Genomic DNA, 18469 nt, shown 5'->3' on the forward strand with positions numbered 1-18469 from the left:
GATCGTTTCGCTCCTTGCTTTAAGGCATGACGTCGCCGGAATTGGGCCCCAGCGTCTGGCCGACAAACAGATTGCCGCCCGGCTCGCTGGCCAGCAGTACGGCGACGGGCGCGACCTCTTGCGCCAGGCCGAAACGCCCCAGCGGCAGCTCGGCGGCCTTGGCGGTTTTCCAGGCGCTGCTGATGCCTGCCACCAGCGGTGTTTCGATAGGGCCGGGCGCGATGGCGTTGACCAGCACGTTGTCTTTAGCGACTTCCAGCGCCAAGGATTTGGTGAAGCCCATGACACCGGCCTTGGCGGCGGCGTAATGGGTGAGTTCGGCGCCGCCCTTGATGCCCAACTGCGAGGCCACGTTGATGATGCGGCCCCAGCGTTGAGCGAGCATGTGCGGCAAGGCGCGCTGGCTGGCGATAAAGACGCTGGTGAGGTCGACGCGCAGCATGTCGTTCCACATGTCCAGGGTCAGGTCGACGCAGCGCGCCTGGGTGAGCATGCCCGCGTTATTGACCAGAATATCGATGCCACCAAACTGCTGGACACAGGCATCCACACCCGCCTGAGCCCCTTCGACCGTGCCGACGTCGCCGACGCTTTCAATCACTTCGGCGCCGAGCTGGCGGCAGTCCTGCGCCGTGTTTGCCAGCGTGACCGGATCACGATCGCCCAGCACCAGCCGCGCGCCCTGTTCGGCGTACGCGCGGGCGATGGCCGCCCCAATCCCGCTGCCAGCGCCGGTGATCACGGCACGTTTGTTATTCAGTTGCATGTGTGGGTCCTCGAATACAGGTGGTGGCAAATCCGCTTCTGCCGAAGGCGTGGGAGCTTGGCTTGCCAGCGATCTGCCGGGCACCGGCAGCAAACCTGTGTACCCGTTGTAGCTGACACACCGAGGCGTATGGTCTTGCTGGCGCTGCGCACCAGATCGCGAGCAAGCTGGCTCTTACGCCCTGCGGGCAGAATCAAGCGCCGCAGTAGCTCGTAGCTCGCTCCCTATTCCGGCCATCTCACGGTCAAACCGCCGTCAATGACGATGCTTTGCCCGGTCAGGTAGCTGGACGCGTCGCTGCACAAAAACTGCACCAGCGACGCCACTTCGTCGGCCCGCCCTACGCGCCCCAACGGGATCGCTTTGGCGGCCTTCGCCAGCCCTTCCGGCCCCAGCGAGTTTTTGCTGTCCAGCGATTGCGGCGTTTCGATGAGCCCGGGAATCACCGCGTTGCAACGAATCCCGCGTGGCGCCAGTTCCACGGCCAGCGACCGGCACAACCCTGGCACACCGGCCTTGGCTGCCGCGTAATGGGAGTGGTCCTGCCAGCCATAGACGCCGCCGGCAATCGACGAAATCGCCACCATCGAACCGCCCTCGCCCATGTGCCGGGCCGCCGCCCGAAAGGTGCGCATGACGCCAGTCAGATCGACATTAAGCATCTCGTTCCAGCGCTCATCAGTCATCTCCAGCAGCGGCGCCTTGCGCAGCAAACCTGCATTGGCGACCGCGTAATCAATACGGCCAAAGGTGCTGATTGCCTGCTCGGCCAGCGCATCCACCGAAGTGGTGTCGGTCACGTCGAGCGGTGCCATCAGGCATTCGCAGCCCGCCGCCTCCACCTGCTGGCGGGTGATCTGCGGGTCGTGCGGATCGGCCGGAAAATACCCACCCACCACCGCCACGCCCTGCCTGGCGAAGGCAACAGCCAGTGCCTGTCCGATACCGCTGGCGGCACCGGTGATCAACGCTACTTTGCGAATCATAGAAGGGTCCTTATTTCACGGTTTCCGGGCGTACGTGTTTGGCAGCAAACATCAACACACCCGAGAGAAAGCATGGCACTGCGCCGAAATACAGCGCCGAGGTCTGCCAGTCGCCGCCCGCGCTCAGCACCGACGTAGCGCCGAAACCTGCAACCACCGCTCCAATCGGACCCATGGCGTGAATGATGGCGCCACCGGTCGCGCGAATGCTGGTGGGGAAGCTTTCGCTGATGAAAAACAACGCCGCCGAATAAGGGCCGATCAAAAAGAACAGCCCCAGGCTGTAAAGCCCGACCACCGTCGCCATGTTGCTAGGCCCGAAGAGCATTGCCGCAAACGACAGACCGCCGAGCATCCAGCCCAGGCCGATGACATTGCGGCGGCCGATCTTGTCGCCCATCCAGCCGTGGCTCAGGTAGCCGCAATAGCCCACCAGATTGGACAGCACCAGGATGATCAGCGAGTTCTCGAACGAGACGTGATGCACGCTCACGATCACCGATGTTCCGAGCACGCTGAACACCTGAATCGCCGCCCAGTTCAGCAGGATCGCTGCGCCGATCACCAGCGTTGCACGCCGTGAAGTCCCGCGAAACGCCGCGCCAATACCTGCGGTGCGGTGCTCTTCGTAATCAACCCCGTACGTCGCCGCCACGGCTTGCGCCTGGCCCACATCACCGGCTTTGCGCAACTGGGTGATGCGTTGATGAATCTGAAACTGCGGGCTCTCCTTGAGCTTGCGCGCCAAGAAGGCGATGACCAGTGCCGGGATCGCGGCAAAGATAAAGCACCCCTGCCAGCCAATGATCGGCAACAGCACAGCGGTCAGACCTGCGGCGAGCAGCGCGCCCACCGGCCAGCCACCCTGCACCAGGCTGTAGATAAACCCGCGACGCTTGGCCAGTTTCGGGTCTTCGGAGGCGGCGTAGATTTCACTCAGGTAAGTCGCGTTGACAGTTTCTTCGGCGTAACCCAGGCCGCTCAGCGAGCGAATCAAAATCAGCGGCGACTTGCCCCACGAACCGCCCAACGCGGTCAGCGCCGAACAGATTGCCGAACCGGTCACGGTAAAAATGATGCCCATGCGACGACCGAGGCGATCCACCAGCGGCCCGATGGCCAGCGCGATCACGGCCGTGCCCACCGCCGCCCATGTGGCGATCTCGGCCTGCTCGGCCTCGCCCCAGTTGAAGTGACGGCCGATCTCCGGCAGCAACGTGCCGAAAAGGATGAAGTCGTACACGGCAAAGACCCACGCGAAAAAGGCGATCCAGGTGGCGTAGCGCACTTGTTCGGAGGTCAGTTGCTGAGGTTTCCAGCCGGTCAGATCGAGCTTGTTGTAGATGGACATGGGTCACGCCTCGGGAGTAAGGAGCAATCAGCGGTTACGGGGATTACGGCGGACAAAGTCATCGGCGATTTCGTCGAAGGTGACGAACTTCACACCGGCGTGGCTCTGGATGTGTTCGATCAGACGTTCAAGCATCAGCAGCACCTGCGGGCGACCGGACACGTCCGGGTGAATGGTCATGGTGAACACCGCATGTTCGTTTTCGCGGTAGACCCAGTCGAACTGGTCACGCCACATTTCTTCCAGATGGCGCGGGTTGACGAAGCCGTGGCTGTTGGGCGCTTTTTTGATGAACATCATCGGCGGCAGGTCGTCGAGGTACCAGTTGGCCGGGATCTCCACCAGGTCGGTTTCCTGGCCACGCACCAGCGGTTTCATCCAGGTGTCGGGGTGTTGGCTGTAATCGATTTTGGTCCAGCTATCGCCGACGCGGACGTAGTACGGATGGAAGTCGTTGTGCATCAGGCTGTGGTCGTACTTGATGCCCTTTTTGAGCAGCAGCTCGTTGGTGACTTTGCTGAATTCCCACCACGGCGCAACGTAGCCGGTCGGGCGCTTGCCAGTCATCCGGGTGATGAGTTCGATGGATTTGTCGAGGACGATTTCTTCCTGTTCGGGGGTCATCGCAATCGGGTTTTCGTGGCTGTAGCCATGGACACCGATTTCATGCCCGGCGTCGGCCACGGCCTTCATTTGTTCCGGGAAGGTCTCCATGGAGTGACCCGGCACGAACCAGGTGGTGCGCAGCCCGTAACGCTCAAACAGCTTGAGCAGGCGCGGCGCGCCGACTTCACCGGCGAACAGGCCGCGTGAGATGTCGTCTGGCGAATCTTCGCCGCCGTACGAACCCAGCCAGCCAGCTACCGCGTCTACGTCGACGCCAAATGCGCACAGAATTTCTTTAGCCATCATTGTTCTCCTGCGGGGGTCATCAAAGGGGATCAAGCAGTGATTCAGGGCTGTCGCAGCGCCGCTTCCACCGCAAGCGCTGCACGCAACACGCGTGAGTCCTCGCCGGGCGGGGCGCTTATCAACAGGGCGGTAGGCAGCCCGAGCGCATCACGTCCCGTGGGCAGCGACACACCGGGCAGGTTCAACAAACTGCCGGGCATGGTCAGGCGCAAGGTCGCCAGGTTGGTACGCACGAACAGCTCGTCGTCCGCTTCAAGCGGTGCCAATGGTGGCGCAACGTGGGCCACGCTCGGGGTCATCAGAAAGGCGCCGTCGAGTTCGTCGGTGATCCGCTGTTGCAGCTGTTCGCGCGCCGCATACAGGTTGATCAACTGGCTGGCAGGAAAACTGCGGGCCGCTTCCAGCCGACGACGCACGCGGGGGTCGAGCTGGCTGGCGGCGTCGCTGTCGAGCAGTGGCTGATGCAGCGCGAATGCCTCCGCCGAGCCAAGCCAGCCTTGTTCCTGGATGAGGGTCAATGTGGCCTGAAACGCTGGCATCGGGCGCAGATCGATCAGTGCGCCCGCCGCTTTCAAAACGCTCACTGCGTTGAGCAGGTTGTCGCGCACGGCCGGCTCTACGCGATCATCGAAGAGCACCGCTTCGTCGACCCAGAAACGTTGCCCGGCCAGGCTGCGGGGTATCGAAGACGTGGGTTGGGCACGCCCTCGCAGAATGTCGTCGATGACCAGCGCATCACGCACGCTGTGGGTCAGCGGCCCGAGGCTGTCGAGCGTGGGCGCCAGCGCAAATACGCCGTCGCGGCTGTAGCGCTTGCAACTGCTGCGAAAACCTACAAGACCATTGAGCGCGGCGGGGATGCGGATTGACCCGGCCGTGTCGGTGCCCATCGCAATGGGCACGATGCCCGAGGCAACCGCCACCGCCGAGCCTGACGATGAGCCTCCGGGAATGCGCGGTTGATCAACGCCATGTGGATTGAGCGGCGTGCCGAAATGCGGGTTTAGGCCGAGCCCGGAATAGGCAAACTCACTGAGGTTGGTTTTGCCGACGCTGACCATCCCGGCGCGCGTCAGCAGGCCAACCGTGGTGGCGTCCAGCAAGGAGGCAGAAACCTCGCGCCGCACGGCTGCAGCTGCGGTCGTCACGCTGCCAGCCACGTCGAACAAGTCCTTCCAGGCCATCGGCACCCCATCGAACGCGCTCAACGGTTGGCCCGCTTTCCAGCGTGCGGCCGAAGCCTGCGCCTCACGTCGCGCGCGCTCAGGGCAAAGCGAGATGAACACGTGATCGGCCTGCGCAGCCTTGGCCAACGCTTCATCGAGCGCTTGAACGGGATCGCTGTGTCCGCAGGCAAACGACTGAGCCATGGCCGTCGCGTCAGCATGCTGCCCAGGCCCTGTGACGTTAGCGATTGCCATACCCATCACTCCTAAATGTACATATTAGTAAAATGTACATTTTAAGAAGGCAGAAACCATGCCAGAGTGCTGATCGAGCCCTTCGCCGCATCGACAGGAAGGTGGACGAATGTGTCACGCGGCGTTGCGCGTTATGCCTTTCAAGCGGGGTCGTGAGTTAAACGATTCGAGAAGAACGTCGGAAGACAGCAGCCAAATTGAAATAATGTACGTTTTATAAAAGATACATTTCAGTGCAAAAAGGTAACAGCGGCCCCATGAACGAGCATGGCAATGTGGCGCACAGTGACAAATGCACCTGTGCGAGAATCGCCATCCCTCCCCCGAGAAGCGTATGAAATCGATGTCCGCCGAGGATTCCCGCACCGCGTCACGCTACGCCATGATCCGTCAGGTGCTGCGCGATGCCATCGTCAATGGCGCCGCCGCCCACGGTCTGGTTTTGCTGGAGGCACCGCTGGCCGAGTTGTTCGGGACCAGTCGCGTGCCGGTTCGCAAAGCGTTGAATCTGCTGCACGAGGAAGGGCTGATCAGCCGCTTCGATGGCCGTGGATACCTGGTCAACCCCGACGCCAGCGATGTCGAACCCCTGCGTCTGAACCTCACCCGCACGCAGTTCGGCCTGCAAAGCCATGAAGAGTTGGTGGACACCCGGCCGTTGGGTGAGCGTATGTTCGATGAGATTGGCGCTGCGTTGTCGACCTGCATCGCCTTCGGCCATTACCGGCTGGATGAGCAAAGCGCCGCCGAGCATTACGGCGTAAGTCGCGCCGTGGTGCGTGAAGCGTTGATGCGTTTGCGTGATCGCGGCCTTGTGGAAAAGGAGCCTTACTCACAATGGTTGGCAGGGCCGCTGACTGCGCGGGAAGTGACCGAAGATTACGAGCTGCGCGCCTGCCTGGAGCCTGAGGCGTTACGCCAGACCGCACCGCTGTTGAGCCGGGAAACGCTGGAAGCGATGCTTGGCCGGGTAATCGAGGCACAAGGCAGTGAGGTGTGCAGCATGGGCCAGATCGAGCGCATCGAGGAAGATTTGCACCACCACTGCCTCGCCGGCCTGAAGAACCGCAAGATCGCCACGCTGATCCGTCAGGGCCAGAGCCCGATGATCATCAGCCGGATTTTCCACAGTCAGTTGGGTATCGGCCCCGACGAAGCAATGCTCGCCGAGCACCGGTTGATTCTAGAGTTGCTGCTGCACGGTGCGTTCGATGCCGCCGCGCTAAACCTCAAAGAGCACCTGCACCGCGCCCGCCAACGCATGTTGCAACGCCTGAAAGTGTTATCGGTGCTGCCAGAACAGACCGTACCGGGTTACCTGACCCGATTGAGCTGAACGCCCCACGCACCTTTGTGACAGCTTTTAATCCACCGTTTGCTGCAGGATCATCGCAGATCCTGTAGGAGCGAATTCATTCGCGAAACGTACGAACAGGTTCGCCCTGTCAGATCGCTTCGCCAACAAGTGGGCGTCTACAGAATCGGGCACGGCTTATTACCCAGGTGGACGCAGACGCCGAAGGCCTGAACCTGAAACCTGAAACCTGAAACCTGAAACACAGCTTCGCGGGCAAGTCGGAATGCCGCCCACTCGCTCCAACACGTGTCGTGCTTTTTCGCACGAAGGCTCAGCTCCGATACGTAGCCGTCTGACGCTTACTTCCCGGTTACATCCCCGCGCTTGGGCGCCAACCGGGCAATCAGGCGGTTTTGCGTGGGCACGGGGACATGCTGTGCATCCATCGCAGCGATCAGGTCTTCCACCAGCGCGTTGAAATCGCTGCGGCTCAGGTTCAGGCCTTTGTGTGCTTCGGCCATCGTGTCGCCGGTGTAGGTGCACGGTCCGCCGGCTTCCACGCAAAAGTCCTCGACCAGCTTGTCACGTAATCGCACGATGTTGACCTTGCGGAAATACTCGACGATGCGGGGGTCTTTGGCGACATTGATCAGCATCCCTTCAACGATCTTCTGTATCCCGGGCCGCTCGCCGAGGGCTTGATACAGGCTGTCATCCCTGGCCGGTTGCTGCGCACAACCCACCAATGCCATCAGTGTCAAAACGCTTATCCAGCGCAAAAGCCGCATGCTCAGAAGCTCCCCTGGATCGACAGGTAGGTGCCATTCTGGTTGTCCAGCGTGGCGATTTCACCCAGCCGCGCGTAGGCCAACACGAAGGACACATGCTTGTTGGGGAAATAGCCGACAAACATATCCATCCAGTTGCTCTCCCTGGCGAACGACAGGTTGTCGGGCTTATCCCGGTATTCCACGCCCACCGCCCAGTTGGGGTTGAACAGCAACGCCACGCTGCCCTCCTTGAGCACGCTGCGGCTGTCACGACGATCACCGCCGAAACCCAGCAAGCCCGTTTCATTGGCGCGGCTGTAGCGTAGCCCGCCGTTAACCACCACGTTGTAGCCAAAGGCCGCGCCCATGAACAAACGACTGGCGGTCAAATAACCCTCCACATCGGAGTCACGCTTGGCACCAATGAGGCGGGGAATCGCAAAATCGTTCTGGTGTTTGTATTCCAGCCCTGCCGACACCTGAGGCAGGTTGTCGTAGATCAGATCGCCAAACAGCCGCACTTTGACCCCAAAAATATCCTGGGTGAGGTTGTCGTCAGGCAGGCCGAATTTTTTTACCAGCGAACCAAGGTCGAAGCGCTGATGAGCGTAGGAAAGCTCCACGCGGTTGCCATAGCTTGCAGCCATCCCGGCAACGTCCAGCGTGTAGTCCGGCAAATCGACGTGGGTAGCAAACGCATTGGCGCCCCACTCGCCCTGTTCGCCATAACCGGCCAGAACCGCCCACGGAATGATGCCGCCACCGGCACCGCCTTCGATGCTGCTGGCGCCGCCCGTGGCAATCAGGCGGCCTTGATCGGCGCTGACTTGCAACGCGACCGGCGCAAGGCAACAGCCCGCGATGCTCAGCAGCACAGGCTTCAGAACGGCTCGGAAATGGCGCTTTTTATCTATTTTCACTCTAAATCCGTCAATGAATCATCGCGCTACGCGAACTGCTGGACTTGAGCATCCAGGCTTCGAACGCGACGGCATCAAGCGGTCGACTGATGAGATAGCCCTGCGCGGTATCACAATGCCAGCGCGCCAGCAGTTGCAGGCTGCGCTCATACTCCACGCCCTCAGCGACGACCGTCAGCCCAAGGTTATGGCTCATTTCAATGGTCGACCTGACGATGACAGCGTCCTCGCTGGTTTCATCAAGATCACGCACGAACGACTGGTCGATCTTCAACTCTTGCACCGGCAAACGCTTCAAGTGCGCCAGCGATGAATAGCCTGTCCCGAAGTCGTCCACCGACAGGCTGATGCCGCAGTCGCGCAACTGGTTGAGCACAACGAGCGCACGCGCAGGCTCTTTCATGACAGCGCTTTCGGTGATCTCGAAAATCAATTGGTCGGCCGGCACGCGGTACGACTTGAGCAGCGCAGATACACGGGCAGCGAGGTCGCCACTGAGCAAGTCATCTGCGGAAATGTTGACCGAAAGCTGCACGTATAACCCCCGCTGCCGCCACTCGGACAGTTGGCGCATGGATGCCTCGATCACCCAGTTGGTCAGAATCTGGATGCTGCCGGTGCGCTCGGCCAGAACGATGAATTCCCCCGGCGAAACGCTGCCGAACTGCGGATGCTGCCAGCGCAATAACGCTTCAGCCTGCCGTACACGCCCCTGACGAATGTCCAGTTTGGGTTGGTAATGAAGGGTGAGTTCGCCATTGCGGGCGGCGTGTCGCAAGTCGCGAATCAGACTGATCTGACGCAGATGAGCAAGGTCGCGGCCGTCTTGATACACCTGCAGGCGCCCAGGCAGGGTCGCGGCATCCTGACGGGCAATCCCGGCACGCTTTAGCAAGCCCGGCGCGGTATCGCCGTTGGCCGGGTAAGCTGCGATGCCAATCGAGCACTCCAGCGTAATATCGTGCTCGCCGGTGCTATGCAGGGTAGCCAGCAGACGCTGTAGACGGTCGGCCATCGCCACGGCGCTGTCAGTTTCGGCGTTTTCCACCAGCAGCAGAAACTCCTCGGCGCTCAGGCGCGCGGCCGTGTCTCCGGGACCAAGCGGCAATTGCAGCAACCGGCCGATTTCCTGCATCAACACATCGACGCTTTCTGCACCGACGTTGTCGTTGATCGCATGCATGTTGTCGATGCCCAGACACAACAGCGCCATCGGGCGATTGGCGGCAATCGCGCTGCCCAGCCGCTCCATCGCCAGCGCCCGGTTGGGCAGACCGGTGAGGCCATCGTGCAAAGCGTTGTGGGCCAGTTGCTGCTCGCGCACGGCAATGCCGCTTTGCATGGAGTTGATCGCCCCCGCCAACAGGCCCAACTCGTCGCTGCGTTCAAGCACAACCGGCGTGCCGTAGTCGCCTTGACCAATACGCTCGGCTGCCCGCGCCAACGCACTGACCGGCTGCGATACGCTGCGCGCCAACAGCAACGTGCCAATCAGCGAGCCGATCAGCCCAATCAACGTGATCCAGACAATTTTTTGATTCAGCGGCGCGAACGCCAACATCGCTTTATCCAGCGGGCTTTGCAGCAAAGCGAAGACTTGCCCGTCAGTGGTATCGGCGGTGTTGTCCAGGGTCAGCGTTTTACTCAGAAAACGCTGATTCTGATGCTGAGTCATCTGCACCGCGTCTGTGACCTGATCGAGCATCACCGCCCGCAGACTGTCGAAAAGCGATTCGGGCTGAGTGCTGACGATTTGCCCCGGCACCTTATGGACCACTGAAAGAAACGACACTTCAAGGCCGCTGAGCGAACGCAGCTCCTGCGCCAGATCGTTGTCCATGGCAAAACCCATGACCACCCGACCAATCGGCAGTGGTGCCAAAACCGTGCTTTCCACCAACAGATGCGCCTTGCCTTGCAGCGGCACAATCAGCATCGACTGCTTGCGAGTCTTGAGCTCACGCAACGCCTGGTTGTAGGGGAATGGCGAGCCTTCAGGAATCTGTGGCACGGTACTGGCGATGACGGTGCCGTCCATGCCCAGCAGGAACATGTCGCTGGCGTTGATCCGCGCGCCATGATTTTGCAAAACCGAGCGGATGGTCTCGGCATCAGCCGTCGCCACCGAGTCACGAAAACCAAAGTCGCTGGACAACAGCTGCACGGCGTCGCGCAAGCGTCTGCCGCGCATTTCCAGCAACCCCTCGAACACCCGCGTGCCCACTTGCAACTGGGCCTCAGCCTGGGTTTGCACAGCGTCTTTAGTCGCGGCCTTGACCGCGAGCAGCACGGACACCGCCACGATCAGCAGCAACAGAATCAGTACGCCCGCAATACGGGCCTGGAAGCTAGTGCGCAGCTTCATCATGCACAGCCTTATTGAATGCGTCGCCAAAAGTGCTGGTGGGCGCAGATGGCATTTCGGTGCCCTTGGACTGAATGGCGATGCTGAAGCGCTGATGAAGCCCGGCCGCAGGAACCTCGAAATCGCCACCCGGCACCGGCTGCAGGTTGGCGACCAGAGGGTGCCATAACGTCGCGGTGTAGCGCCCTGCCGGTAACTGATCGAGAACCAAAGAGCCCGCGTCGTTACTGACACCAAACCAGCCATCGTCGGTCACGTACACATAGCCCAGCATCCAGTCATGGATATTGCAGCCGAGCACCACAACGCCCGGCTTGTCGAACAACACCGGGTCTGACGGCGTGCCGGCATACAGGCGCAGCTCAAAGCGTTTGGGCGCAGAGAAAGAGTAGACCTGGTGGCGGATGTTGTCGCTGTTGGGAAATTTGATCTGGGTACCGGTATGCACCGCCAACACATGCGGCGCAAATTCTTGCTTGCGCTGGTCCATGTCGGCTTTGAGCGCGGCATCAGGCTTGTCCAGCGGACCTTTGAGGGTCAGGACGGCATCGTTCAATGGCTTGCCCTGCGCGTCGACAAAGTCGGCAGTCAGCGTGGCGGCATCAATGGCGCTGCTTAAGACAACCGCAACGAGTGCGGCCAGGCAAGATGAGACAACGTGGGTCATTCCGATAATCCAGAGCGGCTACGTAGAAAATGGGTGCCGGCCCTGGCAAAACTTGCGATACGGCTAGATTAGCCGTCGCGCAGCAGACAGGCACGCACTAAATAAGGCACAACGCCATCACGCAAATCATGCCGAGCAAAGACTGGGCGCGCTCCTCATTTTTGCCTATCGCCTCCCGTCTTTCATGCTATCGACCGCAGCTATTGAAACCTGAGTGAGACTGCCCCATCTAAAGCACATCTCCATTTGCGCAGGTGCCCCAATGAGCGACCAGCAACCAGACTCATCAAATTCCCAGGATGACTTCGACGACGAACCCGAAGTCACCCTCGGTTCAGACCGTAAAAGCCTGGCACTGCCGGGCCAGAATCTCCCGGATCAGGTCTATATCATCCCGATTCACAACCGTCCTTTCTTTCCCGCCCAAGTGTTGCCGGTCATCGTCAACGAAGAGCCTTGGGCTGAGACGCTCGAACTGGTGAGTAAATCCGATCATCACTCGCTGGCGCTGTTTTTCATGGACACGCCGCCCGATGATCCGCGCCATTTCGACACCAAAGCGCTGCCCGAATACGGGACGCTGGTGAAGGTGCATCACGCCAGCCGCGACAACGGCAAGCTGCAATTCGTGGCGCAGGGCCTGAGCCGGGTGCGCATCAAGACCTGGCTCAAGCATCATCGTCCGCCGTTTCTGGTGGAGGTCGAGTACCCGCATCAGCCCAACGAGCCGACCGACGAGGTCAAGGCCTACGGCATGGCGCTGATCAACGCGATCAAAGAGCTGCTGCCGCTCAACCCGCTGTACAGCGAGGAGTTGAAGAACTACCTCAACCGTTTCAGCCCCAATGATCCTTCGCCGCTGACTGACTTCGCGGCCGCGCTGACTTCCGCCACCGGCGTCGACCTGCAAGCGGTGCTCGACTGCGTACCCGTGCTCAAACGCATGGAAAAAGTCCTGCCTATGCTGCGCAAAGAGGTCGAAGTCGCGCGCTTGCAGAAAGAAATCTCGGCCGAGGTGAATCGCAAGATCGGTGAGCACCAGCGAGAGTTCTTCCTCAAGGAGCAGCTCAAAGTCATTCAGCAAGAGCTGGGGCTGACCAAGGACGACCGCAGCGCCGACATCGAGCAGTTCGAAGAGCGCCTTGCCGGCAAGACGCTGCCGCCTCAGGCACGCAAGCGTATAGATGAAGAGCTCAACAAGCTTTCAGTCCTGGAAACCGGATCGCCGGAATACGCAGTAACACGCAATTATCTTGACTGGGCAAGCGCCCTGCCGTGGGGCGTGTTTGGCAAAGACAAACTGGACCTCAAACACGCCCGAAAAACCCTGGATGCACATCATGCAGGCCTTGATGACATCAAGACCCGCATCCTCGAATTCCTCGCGGTCGGCGCCTACAAAGGCGAGATCAGCGGCTCTATCGTGCTGCTCGTCGGCCCGCCCGGCGTGGGCAAAACCAGTGTCGGGCGTTCCATCGCAGAATCCCTCGGCCGGCCGTTCTATCGGTTCAGCGTTGGCGGTATGCGTGACGAAGCCGAGATCAAGGGCCACCGTCGCACCTACATTGGCGCCCAGCCGGGCAAGCTGGTGCAGGCGCTCAAAGACGTGGAGGTGATGAACCCGGTGATCATGCTCGATGAGATCGACAAGATGGGCCAGAGCTACCAGGGCGATCCGGCCTCGGCATTGCTCGAAACCCTCGATCCTGAGCAGAACGTCGAGTTCCTTGATCACTACCTGGACCTGCGCCTGGATTTGTCGAAGGTGCTGTTCATTTGCACCGCCAACACGCTGGACTCCATTCCCGGCCCGCTGCTGGACCGAATGGAAGTGATTCGACTCTCGGGTTACATCACCGAAGAAAAACTCGCCATTGCCAAACGCCATCTCTGGCCCAAGCAGTTGGAAAAGGCCGGCGTAGCCAAAAACAAGCTGAGCATCAGCGACAGCGCCCTGCGCGCGGTGATCGAAGGTTATGCACGTGAAGCCGGTGTGCGTCAGTTGGAAAAGCAGCTGGGCAAACTGGTGCGAAAGGCTGTAGTCAAGCTGCTGGATAAACCCGACAGCGTGGTCAAGATCGGCCCCAAAGACCTGGAATCTTCCTTGGGCATGCCGGTGTTCCGTAGCGAGCAAGTGCTTTCGGGTACGGGCGTCATCACCGGGCTGGCCTGGACCAGCATGGGCGGCGCGACGTTGCCGATCGAGGCGACGCGGATTCACACGCTCAACCGCGGCTTCAAGCTCACCGGGCAACTGGGGGACGTGATGAAGGAGTCTGCCGAAATCGCCTACAGCTACGTCAGCTCCAATCTGGCGAAGTTTGGCGGCGACAAGTCGTTCTTCGATGAGGCCTTCGTTCATCTGCACGTGCCGGAAGGCGCGACCCCGAAAGATGGCCCGAGCGCAGGCGTGACCATGGCCAGTGCGTTGTTGTCTCTGGCGCGTAATCAGGCACCGAAGAAAGGCGTGGCCATGACCGGCGAGCTGACATTGACCGGGCATGTACTGCCGATTGGTGGGGTGCGTGAAAAAGTCATCGCGGCGCGGCGCCAGAAGATCTTCGAACTGATCCTGCCTGAGCCGAACCGCGGCAACTTCGAGGAACTGCCGGACTACCTGAAAGAAGGCATCACCGTGCATTTCGCCAAGAAGTTCGCGGATGTGGCAAAGGTGTTGTTCTGACATTGGCAAAAAGGGGCTAAGCCCGCCCCGCTTCTTCCCGGAGGCGGGTGCAACCCTGGCTTGCCCCGCCGCTGCCGAAGCCGCACTCACGCACGCACGCACGCACGCCAGGCTTGTCCCGTTTCTGCCAAAGGCGCATGCACACCTGGCTGATCCCGCTTCTGCCGAAGGCGTAGGAGCGTGGCTTGTCCCGCGATCTGTTGCGCAGCGACAGCAACTGGCCGAACGCGGTGGACCTGACCCCCCGCGTGCTCAGATTCTACGACCGGTTCCCGGCCTATCGCGAAGCCTCTCTCCCACGCCCTCCGGGCAGAATCAAAAACCGCTCAGCAGCAAAATCTTGAATCATCTTCGGTTATGCTCGGCCTACGTTGCCCAAGACCGGAGCCTCCATGACCCCTGCCCGCCTGCTTGTCCCGCTAACCTTCGCGCTGTTGGCCGCTTGCGCCCAGCAACCCAGACAAATCGTTTCCCTGGATGACCAAAGCGACTGCCCGATCAAACTCAAGACCGGCCAGACGCTGATGCTCATGCTCCCCAGCAACCCCACCACCGGCCACCGCTGGCTTATGCAAAACCCTGCGCCCTCGATCCTGCGCAGTCTCGGCCCTGAGGTGTACAACAACCCGGAAGACATCGGCATGGTAGGCACATCGGGGCAATCGGTCTGGCGCTACAAGGCGGCAAACGCAGGCAACGGGCACTTGATGATGGTCTACCAGCAACCGTGGGCGCCGGAAGTCCCGCCTGAGCGCACTTTCGATTGCGCGATTACGGTGAACTGAGGTGTTCACCCTAGACGTCATGACGCTGGCCGATTACGACGCGGTTATCGATCTGATGAAGCGCACTCCCGGCGTCACGTTCAGGGACGCAGACTCACGGGAATCCACCGCCCGCTACCTGCAACGTAATCCGGGCTTGAGCTTTGTCGCCAAAGCTCAAGGCGAACTCGTCGGGTGCGTGATGTGTGGACACGACGGTCGCCGTGGCTATTTACAGCACCTGATCGTGGCACCTGAGCACCGACGTCAGGGCCTGGGCGCTTCATTGGTAGAGCGCTGCCTGTCAGGGCTGGAACAAGAAGGCATCGTCAAATGCCACCTCGACGTGATCAAGACCAACAGCGCAGCCGCTCAATACTGGAGCGGCCAAGGCTGGAGCTTGAGGACAGATATCGACCGGTATTCGTTGATCCGGTCAGGCGATCACAACGCTTGAAGCAACCACGAAACCTGTAGGAGCGCGCTTGCCCGCGAAGCCATTGTTCCAGCCGCCGGAGATGCCTCTGACATCCTGGCCTTTTCTCGGGCAAGCGCGCACCTATAAGGTCTGCGCAAACTCTGCAGGGGCTGACAAGCAACGCGAGTCTGCGATGCAATCTCTCTGACACCGCGCCTCATTCCGCCAGCAACACCGCCGCATCGAATCCCAGGCGCAAGTTGCCCCAATGCCGTCCATCGAAGAAAAACGGCACGTCGATCTCGGTCATTATTTCGCCGGTGTCGCGCAGGTAGGTCTGCAACAGGAAGCGCTGTTTATTCCCCGCCGCACGCAGGCCTATAGGGTCGGAGAACATGCGTTTGTTCCGGCAAACAGGCAGGTCGACTTCACGATTGCCGGTAGGTTTTTGTGAAACCCAACTGTTGTTGACCGGGCAGTAACCCTTGGCGTCGACGATGAACGTAACCTTGCCGCCGCGTGTGCCCTTGGTGAGCTTGTCGCACTCCTCCTGACACACTTGGGCGAAGCGCTCGGTGTAACTGGTCATGAATTGCTTCGGATCGGTGTTCGGAATCGGTTTGTAGGTCTGATCGAACAGATTGACGCCCTGCCCCAGCAGCTCAGCCAGGCGCGATTGCAAAACGTCGCGGCAATGGCTGGCACGCGTGATTGCAGCGTCCAGCTGCCCGTGACCGAGAACGAATTTGCCCAGCAGCGCTTGCACCTTTTCTGCCACGCCGGACAGGTCGCGGGTGGCGGTCGCCGAATGCTGCATGCGCTGATCAATGGACTGACTGTCGGCATGGATCTGCGTGACGCGTTCGTTGATGCCTGTGTTGCTGTCGGCAAATTGCTGGATGTGCCCAGCGATGTCGGCGAGCTTGCCGTTGGTGGACTCAAAGTCAACGATCATGCTCTCGAAATGGCCGGAAGCGCGTTCGACCACTTTCTGGGTTTCACGCGCACTGTGGCTGATCTGCGTGGTCTGCTCGTGGGTGGAGCCAACTTCCAGCAGCATCGCATCGATGTTTTGCGAGATGTCCTCCGTGGCACGGCTGACGTTTTGCGCCAACGTGCGCACTTCATCGGCAACCACGGCGAAACCACGGCCGCTTTCGCCCGCACGCGCCGCTTCAATGGCCGCGTTGAGCGCCAGCAAGTTGGTTTGGGAGGATATCTGCTGGATCAGCCCGACGATGGATTTGATGCTTGAAGAGCGTTGATTCAGCGCTGACACCAGCGTGCCGAACTCATTGAGACTGCGGGAGATTTCCCCGATGTTGCCCGTCACCTCAAGCAGCTCGGAATAGGACGCACGCGCCATGCTCAGGTTCTGCGCGGTGGTACTGGAAATGCCTTGCGTCTGCTGCGACACCTCCTCGATGCGGCCCACGGCGGTGTTGCTCTGCTCCATCACTTCTTTGGCAAAACGTGCCTGGTGCGTAGCGCTGTCACTGGAATCACTGATGTTCTTCAGCGAACGCGCCGACTCCACGGCGATGTGCACCGTCAACGCCTGAACGTTGCTGATGATCTCGCGCTGCTTGGCCAGAAAGCGGTTGCAGGTACTGGCCAACACACGAATCTCGTCGTGGGTCAGTAACGGCAGATCCTTCGACAGATCGCCCTCACCGTTGGCGATGCCCTCAAGTGCTTTGGTCATGTAGGTCACGGGCCGCACGATCAGGTGTCGGAAGTACCAGACCATGAAACTGACCATGCACAGCGTGAACAGGGTGCTGATGAGAATGGCACGGCTGAGCAGGTCGAGCTTGCCCTGGATCTGGACCAGCAAACCCGCGTCCAGCTGCATGCTGCGCAGGAGCAGCACGATGTCTGCACGGATGCTCAGCGCAACCCAGTACAGCAGGCCACTCACCACCACCAACAGAAAAAGGCTCGACAGCTTTTTGGTCAGTGAGTCGAAGAATTGCCTTTCAATAGACTCATAGAAGGCCTTTAACGTCTGCATGCCGTGACTCCCTGGGGCAAGGTGGAAAGTGGTGCTCTAGGTGATGTGAATCGGCTGCTGTCACGAAAGCTTTAACGACGAATGGTACTTACTCGCAAAGCGCTTGCCTTGCGAACCCATTTGTTGCCCCAGATCATCTGGTAACCGGTCAACGAACGCACGGACGTCAGCGCGCTACCCGGTGTTTTACATAGATAACCCCTGCGCCTGAGGCCGCCGCCGTTCGGGTCTGAAGCTCGAATGCGCTGTTCTGCGCCCTGATCAAGTCACTCAACTTTTTATGACCGTGGGTGCGTGGATCGAACTCCGGGCGCAACTTGGTGATGTTGGTGCCCAGTGCCCCTAACTGCGCCCAGCCTTCATCGTCGGCGATGTCATCCAGCACTTTGGCAATGAACGCTACCGGCACTTTGGGCTTTTTCTGTTCAGCCGGCGCTGCAACGGTTTTCGCAGCCTCGTTGGTGGACGACTGCGATTCTGTGGCTGCAGGCACTTCGTGCCCCTCGGACGGCGCAATTGCATCTTCGCGCAGCAGTTCGGTGTAGATGAACTTGTCGCAGGCGGATACGAACGGTCTGGGGGTTTTCTCTTCGCCAAAGCCATACACCGTCAGCCCTTCTTCACGCAGGCGGGAGGCGAGCCGGGTGAAGTCACTGTCGCTGGACACCAGGCAGAACCCGTCGAAGCGCCGGGTGTAGAGCAAGTCCATGGCGTCGATGATGAGCGAGCTGTCGGTCGCGTTTTTGCCTTTGGTGTAGGCGAATTGCTGAATGGGCTGGATCGAGTGTTCGAGAAGGACTTTTTTCCAGCCGCCCAGTTGAGGGCCGGTCCAGTCACCGTAGATGCGCTTTACGTTGGCGACGCCATATTTGGCGATTTCTTCGAAGAGACCCTCGACGATGGCGGCGGGCGCATTGTCGGCGTCAATCAATACAGCGAGGTGTTTTTGCGAGTGGTTGGCAGCTGAAGTGGCCATGGTTCGTCCTTGTAGGAAGTTGGCCAAACATACCGCTAAACCGTGTTGGAAACATGCTCATAAATCGGGGTAGTTGAAGGTATCAATCACGTGCCTGACCAAAAAAAAGCGCCTGCAGAAGGACAACTCCTGCAGGCGCCTGAACGCTACATCTTCACT

General features: G+C 60.2%; 15 protein-coding genes. 4 read left to right on the top strand and 11 right to left on the bottom strand.

All coding sequences use genetic code 11. The features are described from left to right. Positions 1-19: 19 nt before the first annotated feature. The 5 genes from OYW20_RS19900 to OYW20_RS19920 all read right to left on the bottom strand — a co-directional run bounded on the left by OYW20_RS19900 (position 20) and on the right by OYW20_RS19920 (position 5436). A complete protein-coding gene (locus OYW20_RS19900; RefSeq protein ID WP_268797631.1) occupies positions 20-766 on the bottom strand; it encodes an SDR family NAD(P)-dependent oxidoreductase in 747 nt (248 codons plus the stop codon). A 224-nt stretch (positions 767-990) separates the two neighbouring features. Then, positions 991-1752, bottom strand: coding sequence for an SDR family NAD(P)-dependent oxidoreductase (locus tag OYW20_RS19905; protein WP_268797632.1), 762 nt, complete (start codon positions 1750-1752; stop codon positions 991-993). Between the two features lie 10 nt (positions 1753-1762). Then, positions 1763-3103, bottom strand: coding sequence for an MFS transporter (locus tag OYW20_RS19910; protein ID WP_268797633.1), 1341 nt, complete (start codon positions 3101-3103; stop codon positions 1763-1765). Between the two features lie 27 nt (positions 3104-3130). Further along, entirely contained in the window at positions 3131-4012 is an 882-nt protein-coding gene (locus tag OYW20_RS19915; protein ID WP_268797634.1) for a polysaccharide deacetylase family protein, read from the bottom strand. A 44-nt stretch (positions 4013-4056) separates the two neighbouring features. Further along, a complete protein-coding gene (locus OYW20_RS19920; RefSeq protein WP_268797635.1) occupies positions 4057-5436 on the bottom strand; it encodes an amidase in 1380 nt (459 codons plus the stop codon). A 334-nt stretch (positions 5437-5770) separates the two neighbouring features. Here OYW20_RS19920 and OYW20_RS19925 point away from each other — a divergent pair, with 334 nt between their 5' ends. Then, the gene (locus OYW20_RS19925; protein WP_268797636.1) at positions 5771-6772 is read left to right on the top strand and encodes a GntR family transcriptional regulator; all 1002 of its coding nucleotides are present in this window, start codon (positions 5771-5773) and stop codon (positions 6770-6772) included. Between the two features lie 320 nt (positions 6773-7092). On the opposite strand, the gene OYW20_RS19930 is transcribed toward OYW20_RS19925, so the two are convergent. From OYW20_RS19930 to OYW20_RS19945, 4 genes are read right to left on the bottom strand one after another with little or no spacing between them, the layout of a single operon-like run. Continuing rightward, a complete protein-coding gene (locus tag OYW20_RS19930) occupies positions 7093-7521 on the bottom strand; it encodes a group I truncated hemoglobin (protein ID WP_268797637.1) in 429 nt (142 codons plus the stop codon). Positions 7522-7523: 2 nt separating this feature from the next. Beyond that, positions 7524-8378: a DUF3034 family protein gene (locus OYW20_RS19935; RefSeq protein ID WP_268801189.1), complete on the bottom strand. Its 855-nt coding sequence runs from the start codon at positions 8376-8378 to the stop codon at positions 7524-7526. A 55-nt stretch (positions 8379-8433) separates the two neighbouring features. Beyond that, complete coding sequence (locus tag OYW20_RS19940) at positions 8434-10788, bottom strand: bifunctional diguanylate cyclase/phosphodiesterase (protein WP_268797638.1); 2355 nt, start codon at positions 10786-10788, stop codon at positions 8434-8436. Further along, entirely contained in the window at positions 10772-11455 is a 684-nt protein-coding gene (locus OYW20_RS19945) for a methylamine utilization protein (protein WP_268797639.1), read from the bottom strand. The genes OYW20_RS19940 and OYW20_RS19945 overlap by 17 nt, the downstream gene beginning before the upstream one ends. Before the next feature lie 262 nt (positions 11456-11717). On the opposite strand from OYW20_RS19945, the gene lon reads away from it, so the two are divergent. The 3 genes from lon to OYW20_RS19960 all read left to right on the top strand — a co-directional run bounded on the left by lon (position 11718) and on the right by OYW20_RS19960 (position 15359). Further along, positions 11718-14138 (top strand): endopeptidase La, encoded by a 2421-nt coding sequence (gene lon, locus OYW20_RS19950; protein WP_268797640.1) that lies wholly within the window; start codon positions 11718-11720, stop codon positions 14136-14138. Between the two features lie 392 nt (positions 14139-14530). Next, a complete protein-coding gene (locus OYW20_RS19955) occupies positions 14531-14923 on the top strand; it encodes a protease inhibitor I42 family protein (protein ID WP_268797641.1) in 393 nt (130 codons plus the stop codon). 19 nt (positions 14924-14942) lie between these two features. Continuing rightward, positions 14943-15359 (top strand): GNAT family N-acetyltransferase, encoded by a 417-nt coding sequence (locus tag OYW20_RS19960; RefSeq protein WP_268801190.1) that lies wholly within the window; start codon positions 14943-14945, stop codon positions 15357-15359. Positions 15360-15537: 178 nt separating this feature from the next. Here the strand turns inward: OYW20_RS19960 and OYW20_RS19965 are convergent, their stop codons facing one another. Next, on the bottom strand, positions 15538-17334 hold the full coding sequence (locus tag OYW20_RS19965) for a methyl-accepting chemotaxis protein (RefSeq protein ID WP_268797642.1): 1797 nt from the start codon (positions 17332-17334) through the stop codon (positions 15538-15540). Between the two features lie 166 nt (positions 17335-17500). Next, on the bottom strand, positions 17501-18310 hold the full coding sequence (locus OYW20_RS19970) for an NYN domain-containing protein (protein ID WP_268797643.1): 810 nt from the start codon (positions 18308-18310) through the stop codon (positions 17501-17503). Positions 18311-18469 lie beyond the last annotated feature (159 nt).

The sequence above is a fragment of the Pseudomonas sp. BSw22131 genome (assembly GCF_026810445.1).
Classification (GTDB): domain Bacteria; phylum Pseudomonadota; class Gammaproteobacteria; order Pseudomonadales; family Pseudomonadaceae; genus Aquipseudomonas; species Aquipseudomonas huanghezhanensis.